This window comes from Haloferax sp. KTX1, from assembly GCF_902410085.1.
GTDB lineage: Archaea > Halobacteriota > Halobacteria > Halobacteriales > Haloferacaceae > Haloferax > Haloferax massiliensis.
Genome location: NZ_CABPRH010000089.1, coordinates 1 through 520 on the forward strand (window position 1 = coordinate 1; position 520 = coordinate 520).

1 pseudogene is annotated in these 520 nt (G+C 64.2%); it reads right to left on the reverse strand.

Features of this window, described 5'->3' with window-relative positions:
* A pseudogene (locus tag FY251_RS20915) lies at nt 1-520 on the reverse strand (excinuclease ABC subunit UvrA); the annotation flags it as partial.

The window sequence follows — 520 nt, forward strand, 5'->3', positions numbered from 1 at the left end:
GTCATGAAGCCGAGGCGGGCGCGAATCTCCTTCAGAATCTCCTCGGCGATTTTCCGGTCCCGGGACGAGAGGTGCTCCTCCATCCCCTCGAAGTGGGCCAGCGCGTCGCTGATGGACATCTCGTTTACCTCGGTGATCGAGGTGCCGTCGACGAGCACCGCCCGCGATTCGGTTTTGAGCCGCGTCCCTTCACAGGCCGGGCAGGTCGTGGTCGCCATGAACTCCTCGATGTGCTCGCGAGCGCGGTCCGAGTCTGCCTCGACGTGTCGCCGCTCCAGGTTCGGGATGACGCCCTCGAAGCGCTCGGTCTTCTCTCGGGTGCCGTTCTTGGTCCGCCACTCGAAGTGGACACGGCTGTCGGTCCCGTAGAGGAACTGCCGCTGGATGGATGCGTCGAGTTCCTCGAACGGCGTCGAAAGGTCCACGCCGAAGTGCTCGGCTACGTTGTCCAGCTGCCGTGAGTAGGACGTCCGGTCGTAGCTCCAGGGCTCGAAGACGTGCTTGAGCGGCTTCGATGGGT